The sequence below is a fragment of the Acinetobacter sp. AND/436 genome (assembly GCF_049546925.1).
Classification (GTDB): Bacteria; Pseudomonadota; Gammaproteobacteria; order Pseudomonadales; family Moraxellaceae; genus Acinetobacter; species Acinetobacter indicus.
On record NZ_JBMXBO010000027.1, the window covers coordinates 1 to 8,869 of the forward strand.

Annotated in this window: 4 protein-coding genes and 2 pseudogenes; 5 read left to right on the forward strand and 1 reads right to left on the reverse strand. The window is 35.6% G+C overall.

Going from position 1 to position 8,869, the window contains the following annotated elements; translation table 11 throughout:
- Positions 1-65: 65 nt before the first annotated feature.
- Positions 66-290 (reverse strand): annotated as a pseudogene (locus tag ACPEPR_RS13585) (transposase domain-containing protein); the annotation flags it as partial.
- A gap of 87 nt (positions 291-377) precedes the next feature.
- Here ACPEPR_RS13585 and tnpA point away from each other — a divergent pair.
- The 5 genes and pseudogenes from tnpA (at position 378) to ACPEPR_RS13610 (ending at position 8,754) form a co-directional block, all read left to right on the forward strand.
- Positions 378-761, forward strand: a complete 384-nt coding sequence (gene tnpA / locus ACPEPR_RS13590; protein WP_004762545.1) for an IS66-like element accessory protein TnpA — start codon at positions 378-380, stop codon at positions 759-761.
- A complete protein-coding gene (gene tnpB / locus ACPEPR_RS13595) occupies positions 758-1,093 on the forward strand; it encodes an IS66 family insertion sequence element accessory protein TnpB (RefSeq protein ID WP_043041540.1) in 336 nt (111 codons plus the stop codon). Before tnpA ends, tnpB begins: the two co-directional genes overlap by 4 nt.
- Before the next feature lie 74 nt (positions 1,094-1,167).
- Positions 1,168-2,830, forward strand: a pseudogene (gene tnpC / locus ACPEPR_RS13600) (IS66 family transposase).
- A 403-nt stretch (positions 2,831-3,233) separates the two neighbouring features.
- Positions 3,234-6,194 (forward strand): hypothetical protein, encoded by a 2,961-nt coding sequence (locus ACPEPR_RS13605; protein WP_423562546.1) that lies wholly within the window; start codon positions 3,234-3,236, stop codon positions 6,192-6,194.
- Positions 6,184-8,754 (forward strand): tetratricopeptide repeat protein, encoded by a 2,571-nt coding sequence (locus ACPEPR_RS13610; protein WP_423562547.1) that lies wholly within the window; start codon positions 6,184-6,186, stop codon positions 8,752-8,754. Before ACPEPR_RS13605 ends, ACPEPR_RS13610 begins: the two co-directional genes overlap by 11 nt.
- Positions 8,755-8,869: the final 115 nt, after the last annotated feature.

Below are 8,869 nucleotides of genomic sequence, written 5' to 3' on the forward strand. Positions count from 1 at the left end.
TTAACATAAAAATGGAGCTTTGAGTGATCCTAGACGTAAGCGTCCGCTGAATCCCATACCAATTTTTAATTCGATTTAGGTTTCCAGCAGTGTGGCAGTAACTCTTCAATCTGGGTCATTTTATGTGTCGGCAGCCTTTTCAGCACATCACTTAAATAGGCATACGGATCCAAGCCATTCAGCTTTGCTGACTGGATTAAAGTCATGATATTCGCCGCTCGCTGGCCGCTGCGCAGCGAGCCAGCAAACAGCCAGTTCTTGCGCCCTAAGGCCCAAGGTCGCATTTGATTCGTAAGCGTCCGCTGAACACACCTTATGAATTCATCCTATAAGCCTTAATTTAGTCCCCACTTAAAAACAAGTGGGGACTAAAATTTATGACTACAAATCACCAGACATCCATCGCATCTCTTGCGAAAAAACGAAGAACATACAGTGCTGAATTTAAACAGCAGATCGTTCAGGCTTGTAAAGCACCGGACGTTTCAATTGCTTCGGTCGCTTTGCAACATGGATTGAATACAAATCTTGTATCCAAATGGATTCGCTTAATTGATGGTAAGCCAGGGAATGATCGCTCACCACTACCGAATAAACCTGCATTTATTGCCTTATCTTGCTCTGCACCATTAGATCCTACTCCTACTGACATGTTAACGGTTCAAATTACTTTACCCCACTCAAAAGCAGAAATTGGCTTGAAATGGCAAGTATCAGAAATATCTGCTTTAGCAGAATTACTCAAGGCACTTGCAACATGATCCGCATTGATGAAATCTGGCTTTCTACCCAACCTCTGGATATGCGAGCAGGGATGGATACGGCTATGGCTCAGGTGCTGAGAGCCTTTGGCTACATTAAACCGCATTGTGCTTACCTGTTCTGTAATAAACGTGGCCATCGCATGAAAGTGCTGGTACATGATGGACTGGGCATCTGGCTGTGTGCCCGGCGGTTGGAACAGGGCAAATTTCACTGGGCTAAAGTTCACCAGGGTGAAAGCGTAGCCCTCAGCCCGGAACAGTTACAGGCACTGATCCAGGGTTTGCCTTGGCAGCGCATTGGACGACAGCAAGTGGTCACAATGCTCTAAACTAGCTTGGTCCATTCTGCTATTCTCCAAATGTTGTATTTCATTCTTCTCATGACCTCAGGCATACTGCGGTCATGAATACGCTGCCTGACTTAAGCCAACTGACCCATGAACAACTGCTGGAATTTACCAGACAGTTGGCAATGCAGCATCAGTCTCTGGCACAATCAAATCAAGAATTAGAAAAATCAAACCAACAATTAGATACCAAAGTTCAGCATCTTGAAGTCACCAATCAGCAATTAGATGCTCAAGTTCAACATCTTTCCATTCTCAATCAAAAATACGAGCATGAGCTCGCACTATTTAAACAGCACAAATTCGGCAGTAAAAACGAACATCTCACCGCAAAACAAATCCATCTCTGGGATGAAGCGGTCGAAGAAGATATTGCAGCCGTTGATCTAGAATTAGAACGATTAAATGCAGATAAAACCGATGCAGCGACAGAGAAAGCCACAGTCAACAAACCTAAACGTCGACTGCTGCCCGATCATCTACACACCATTCGTATTGAGCATGAACCAGCATCAACCCAATGCAGTTGTGGCTGCCAGTTACGTCGTATCGGCGAAGATATCAGTGAAAAACTGGATTTCAGACCGGCACAGTTCTATAAGGAACAGCATGTGCGTGGCAAATGGGTCTGTGATCAGTGTGACACCCTGACTCAGCAAGCGATGCCTGCCTATGTGATTGATAAAGGCATTGCTTCACCTGAACTGCTCAGCCATGTGCTGGTATCGAAGTATGCCGATCATTTACCGCTGTACCGTCAACGTCTGATCTATCAGCGGGCGGGCATTGATCTGTCCAGATCTACTTTATCTCTTACGAAGCAATGCTTCTCAGATTGGTCGCTGCGGTGTAGAACTGGAACCTCTGGCCAATGCCTTAAAAGAGGTGGTGCTGCAACAGCGGGTGCTGCATGCAGATGAAACACCGGTCACCATTATGCGGATGGGTGAGAATGATAAAAAACCGAAGAAAGGTTATGTCTGGGCCTATGCCACTACACAGTACAATCCAGTTCAGGCGGTGATCTATGACTTTCAGGATAGTCGTTCAGGCCAGCATGCTGCAGAGTTCTTGAAAGGCTGGCAGGGTTATCTAGTCTGTGATGATTACAGTGGTTATAAAGCACGCTTTAAATCAGGCCAGGTCATTGAGGTGGGCTGCATGGCCCATGCACGTCATAAATTCCATGAACTGCATGTAACTGGGAAAAGTCAGGTCGCTGAACAGGCATTAGTGCTGATTCAGAAACTGTATGCGATAGAAGCAGAGCTCAGGAAAAAGACCGATGGTACAGCGGAAAACCGCCGCGAATACCGACAACAGCATAGTCAACCGGTGATGCAACAACTATATGAATGGCTCAACCAACATCATCTGACAGTGCCATCGAGTTCTCCCACCGCCAAGGCGATCAATTACACTCTGAAGCGTTGGCCAGCCTTAAGCCGCTATTTGGATGATGGCAATCTACCGATTTGCAATAATTGGGTCGAGAATCAAATGCGACCTTGGGCGTTGGGGCGCAAGAACTGGCTGTTTGCAGGTTCGCTGCGCAGCGGTCAGCGAGCAGCCAATATCATGACATTAATCCAGTCAGCAAAGCTGAATGGGCTGGATCCGTATGCCTATTTAAGTGATGTTCTGAAAAGGTTGCCGACACATAAAGTGACCCAAATAGAAGAATTACTGCCACATCGCTGGAAATCCAACTCAAATTAAAAAATAGGCATGGGGTTCAGCGGACGCTTACAGTAGAGCTAACTGAATCTGATGATGAGTTTAATGGGTGGTTACAAAGGATGGAAAAGATACTCAATCTTTGAAGTAAACTTACTTTAATCATTGCAAAAAAACTAGGAATAAATGTTTACACTGTACATCTCTAAAGTTAACTTTACGTTATCTTTAGAGCGGCGATGAGTCCATTATTTTGGCTAGGATCATTTGTTCAATTAGGTTAATTTTACATTTCAAGTCTTTGTCTAACAAAACCTCTCACATTAGTAATGTTATACAATACGCTAATCAAAGAATCATGTTAAAATTCAACCGATAAAGTATAGATCAATAAATGATCATTATTTTATTTTTGCTACCCCAACTCAATTAAGATAACGCAAGTATGCTTAAAGTATTTAATAACAGAACTGAGCACACCCACGAAAACGAACAATTCCGTAGAGTTGCTGAAATAATTGAGATATCTTTTAATAAGTATGGATACAATGGAATACTTATTGGGAATCCATTTAACGAAACCTATTATCGTTTCCGTGCTGATGCTATATTATACTATAGCAACGGCCTCATACTTATTGATTTTAAAGATTATAAAGGAATAATCAAATTACCCCAAAATTCAAACGAGTTCAGTTCGAACAAATGGCATAATGAAAGTATAAATGATAGAACTAGGTTGGAGATAAAGGCGGGTGCTAGTTTTATCAACCCATTTAGACAATTAGTTTCCTATCGTAATGCTTTTAGAGAAATATTAGAAAATAATAAATATTTGAATGGAATAAACCCAGCAAGAGTCTGTATTGCAAATATTTTTTCTGGACCAATCGAAGTTCACAATGAGGTTCCAAGAAATCTACCCTATTACAAACTTATTCAAGAGTCTGATTTAAGTAATTTCCTTTATGATTTTGCAAGTGAAAACACATATAAAGAAGACATTGCAAAAGTTTTAAAAAGCATTTTTCCTGCTGAAAAATGGATTAAAAACATAGAAATTTCTATACCTGAACCAGCCATTGAGAAACGGATAACAGAAATTGACAATGATGTTGAGAAAAATATTGTTGATTTTCTCAAGGAAGAAAATGGAGGGATTCTTGTTTTAGAATCTATGAACGTTGATGATAGAGATTCTTGGTTGCGATTTATAGCAAACGAAGCAGTAAATCATAATATTCCTCAAATTGAAAAATGGTCGCACTCTGCGCGAATCAGTAAGAAGATCCAAATACGAAGTGGTATTGAAACAGAAGGAATTTACAATGTTATTTATGATGGCTCTGTTATTGAAGAGCAAACTCAAGATTTAGAAAAAGAGGAACAAGAAGAAGCATTGCAGGAAGTTATTTCTTTGAAAAAAAGCAATGATATCGATGAAAAAGCTTTAATTATTATTGCTGAAGCTCATTTGATAAGTCGTAGCCTTAGTCAATCAGAATTGTTGCGATTTGGTTCTGGTCGATTATTAGAAGATATCATCAAATTTATAGGTACTGAAAGTAATCGCAAGGTTGTATTTATTGGAGATCCTTATTCTTTAACTTTTGGAAAAAATGAAGATTCTGCATTGAACTTGGAAACCTTATCTGAGTTATACGATAAAGAAAAAATTAAGCACTTTCGCAAGTCTATAGATAAAAACTATTCAAATGGAAAAGAGAATTTGAGAACTGATTTGGCAAACAGCATTGAAAATTCACTTTTTAATAATTTGAACTATAGTTTTGATCAAACAACTTTAATTGATTTACAAGACAGTAATCAAAGAATCCAAAATCTACATTCATGGTTTGCTAAACCATTTTCAAATGAACCTGATAAAGCTGTTTTATTCTACTCAAAAAAAGATTGTTTGAAAACGAACAAGTGGATTAAAAAACAATGCCTGAAAAATGGAGAAAATTTGGCAACGGATGATTTGCTCATTGTAAACAACAATGTTTCTATTCCCGATGAAAGCGGTTTCCAAATTCCAAGACGAATTGTAAATGGAATGTTTTTTACTGTTCTTGCTATTAAAGAAACAACACAGGAAACTATTCCAATAAAGCAATCAAAAAATCCAATAGTTCTATCTTTTACAAAAATATTTGTCAAATGCTTGAGTGTGGTTGGTTTGCCTGAAACAGATGTTTGGATATTGGATAACTTTTTCAATAGCGAAGATGATTTATCAAGAGAAGAACAGATTGCTTTCAGAGTTTTTGTAAATAGAAAAATAAATGCTGAAAAATCAAAGAAGAAATTTATTGACAGTCAGGAATATCGTCAATTATTGGAAGATACCCGCTACAAAGTGCTTTCAGAAGAAGATAAACTGTTCATTAAGAATAATCACAGCGATTTACGAAAATTTAAGAAAGAGCAAGACGAGGCAAAAAATGTTCTCAAATTCTATAAGCAAAAGTATGATAGAAATATATTTTTCCACGTAAAAGACACCGACCCATTTGTAAATGCAGTATTTGTAAAATATGGTTGGGCAATTACAGTTCATAAAGCAATAGGTTCTAATTATAACGAAGTTATTATAAAAGGACACCGTAAAGAAAATGACGGAATTACAAATGATAGTTATTTCCGTTGGTTATATAGTGGTGTTACAGCAGGAAAAATCGTTAACATAATTTCTCCTCAAATAATAAATCCTTTTATGAATTGTGTTTTTGAAGACAATTCCACAAATGGAGTTTCAATAAAATCAAAACAATTTTTGATTTTTGAAGATTACAAAGTTGAAGCAAGATTTGTAGAAAAAATACAATCAATTGTAAACAAAAATGTTGTTGGAGCAATTTGTGAAATTTCCAAGTTGATTGAACAAAACGGATATTTACTTGAAAGCACAAAAAAGTTTACTGAATACTTAACAAAAGCCTATTATTCAATTCCTCAAAACGAAAATCAGCAATTGATTCTCAACATTGACAATAAGGGTTCAAAAGACAATTTTGCAGTTGGTAATATTCGTATTGAAAATTTAAATGGTGCGGATGAAAATATCATAAAAAAATCTATTGAAGATTGTCTAACTCAAAAGAAAAGCGTTAGTTCAATAACAAATGACAACCCCGAATTACCATCTGATTTTAGACAAGCAATTTATTCTAATTGGTTTGAAAAATGTGAAAATGAAAACATTGCACTAAAAATTATGCAAAGTCATAATAATCAAGATATTTTTCGTGCAACTTGCGATAAAGACAGTTTAACTTTTAGGGTTTGGTATGGTACAAGTGAACAGAATCACACAAAAGGTTTTTTCTCAAAAATTGAAATTTTGGAAAAATCTTCTGAAACCATTTTAGAAAAAGTAAAAGGTTTAATTTATGGATTCTAGAACTATTTTTGAATTACGCAAAGAATCGCAGAATTTATCCGGAATTGAAAAACTGAATAAATTGAATAGTGCTTTAAGTGTCGCAAGAAACTTATACTCGGAAGAGCCGTATGATGAATGGATTCAAAAAGCATTTGCTTGGGTTCTAATAGACCTATGTAAATTTTATGTAGCAGAAAGAAATTTACACCAAGCAGGAATTTGTTTTAACGAACTTAATTCAATAGCCTTTCAAGGCTATGAAGACGATATAATTGAAAATCAAAAAAACTTTCTTCGTCCTAAGATTGACACAAATTATTCGGAGGTTCAAAGAGCGGAAGAATTAAGCAAAAACGGTAGTAATAAAGAAGCATTAGCGATTTTTAAAAACCTGATTGCTCAAAACAGACTAACAGAACTACATCACGAAAGTTACGGTTGGGTAATCTACCGATACATAAAAGCAGAAGAAAGTAATCTTTCATCGGTTGAGGTAAGAACGTTTTTTAGAGATTATATGAACTTAAAGAATGAAAGACCGTCAATGCTTCATTCTATGATTTTAAATTTTGCTTTAAACTATTCTAAAACACACAGCGACTTTAAGTTTTACAACTTTTTTCTTTTGTGGAATCCTGACAATTTTCGCCACGAAGATTTACACGATGGACATAAAGACGGAAAAAGTATTCCCTCACTTATTTCACGCATTTGCAGAGAGTTTGTAAACTCCAACACCGAAATACACATAGAGGAGTTTTTAAGCAAAATAAAACTTAACAAAGAAACTGTTTTAGACTTTTTCAGAGAAACCATTTTTTGGAACATTTTCAATGCACACAAGGAAAATAAATTTTCTGAATTGTGGAATTTATTTGAGCAATACAATAACAATTATTCCAAACATGGACAATCAAAATGGCATTCCGAAATTTTAAATCTTGCTGAAAGGTTTATGAAAGAAAATGACGAATGGCGTTTTCTCCACTTTTTCAAAAATTGGAATCCAGAAAATTTAAGAACTGACGATTGGAAGGAAACAAAAAAAGACGAACACACATACAAACCATTAGCAACAAAAGCACTTAAAAAGACTTTTGAAATTCTGAAAACTCAAACATCTGAACAAGATTTATCTTGGCTAATCAAACCGTATGAAACTGCAATCAAATTGTTTCCTGATGATGAGTGGTTGTTGAGAGAAAAGGCATTACTTCATTTCAAAAACAATGAATTAGAATTAGCAATCAAAATATACAAGCAACTTGTTTTGGAACTTTCCAATAAACATTATGTTTGGCAAGAGTTTTCAGATTGTATCATTTCCGATAATTCTTTGAAAATCGGAATGCTTTCAAAAGCATTGAGTTTAGAAAAAAACGAAGATTTTTTAGGCGATATTCATTTAGGTTTAGCAAAAGTGTTAATTGAAGAAAATCTATTAGATAATGCACTTGTAGAACTTGAAACGTATAAGAAACATAGAGAAATAAAAGGTTGGAAATTGTCGCCAAGCTTTGAAGAATTATCTCAAAAAGCAAGTTCGGTTAAACAAAGTTTAAAAGACAATCAAGAACTATACAAAAAATACATCCCTTTTGCTGAAAACTTCGCCTATGCTGATTTTGATTGGACAGAAGTTGTTTTAGTAGATAAGTGGAAAGACGACAAAGGTAAAGACCGTTTGGCTTTTACTGATGGCAAAACAATAGAATTTGCAATTAGTAAAAATCGTTTTGAAGTCTTGAAACAATCAGAATTAGGACAAATTTTGAAGTTCAAATTTCACAAACAAGAAATCAAAAAAGAAGTTGAAAACAGATTTTCTTGGTTTGGTAAAAACGTTATTACAGAATACAAGTATATTCCGCTTATTGCTGAAAAATCAGAAAAAAAATATTGGGAAATATTAGAAGATACTTTTGCTTTTGTTGATTACATTAACAAAGAAAAAGGTATCATTCACGCAATCACAACAGAAAATAAAGAAGTATTTTTTCCTCAAATAAAACCTGAACTACAAATTGGAGATTTTGTAACAGCAAAAAGTTACATCAAAAAAGTAAAAGAGCAAAACAGAACAGAACTGCGACAAATTCAGAAAATTGACAAAGGTTCTGTCATTGCAAAATTCCAGACTCAAATTGCAATCGTTGATGGTGTGAACGAACAAAAGCAATTATTTCACTTTATAATTTCGCCCAAAATACAAGGAATTGTCAAATTCACAGAAACAAATCTAAGACCAAAAGAAGGCGATTTTATCAAACTTACATTTGCTACAAAAATTGACAAGGACAAAAAATCAAGAGTAAAAATATTGTCTATTGAATTAACTGAAGGAGTTAATCCCAACTTACGAAAGGACATTACTGGCTTACTGGAAGTAAAATACAAAGGTGATTACGAAGAAGAAGATTTGCCTGATTTTGCCTTCATTGGAGATTACTATGTTCCCAAATACCTGTTAGAAAAACACAGCATAACTGAAGATTGCAAGGTAAATGCAAGAGTAATTTATGGAGAGGATAAAATGCTACGACCAAGATGGAAAGTGATAAAAATTCAAAAAATATGAGATTGATACTTAAAATCCAAATCAGATACATATTTTTCAAACCGCTCAACATTGTAGGCTAAATAGAATAGTAACGAGTCAATGTCAAATCTCGTGTATGACAAATTCAGGTAAC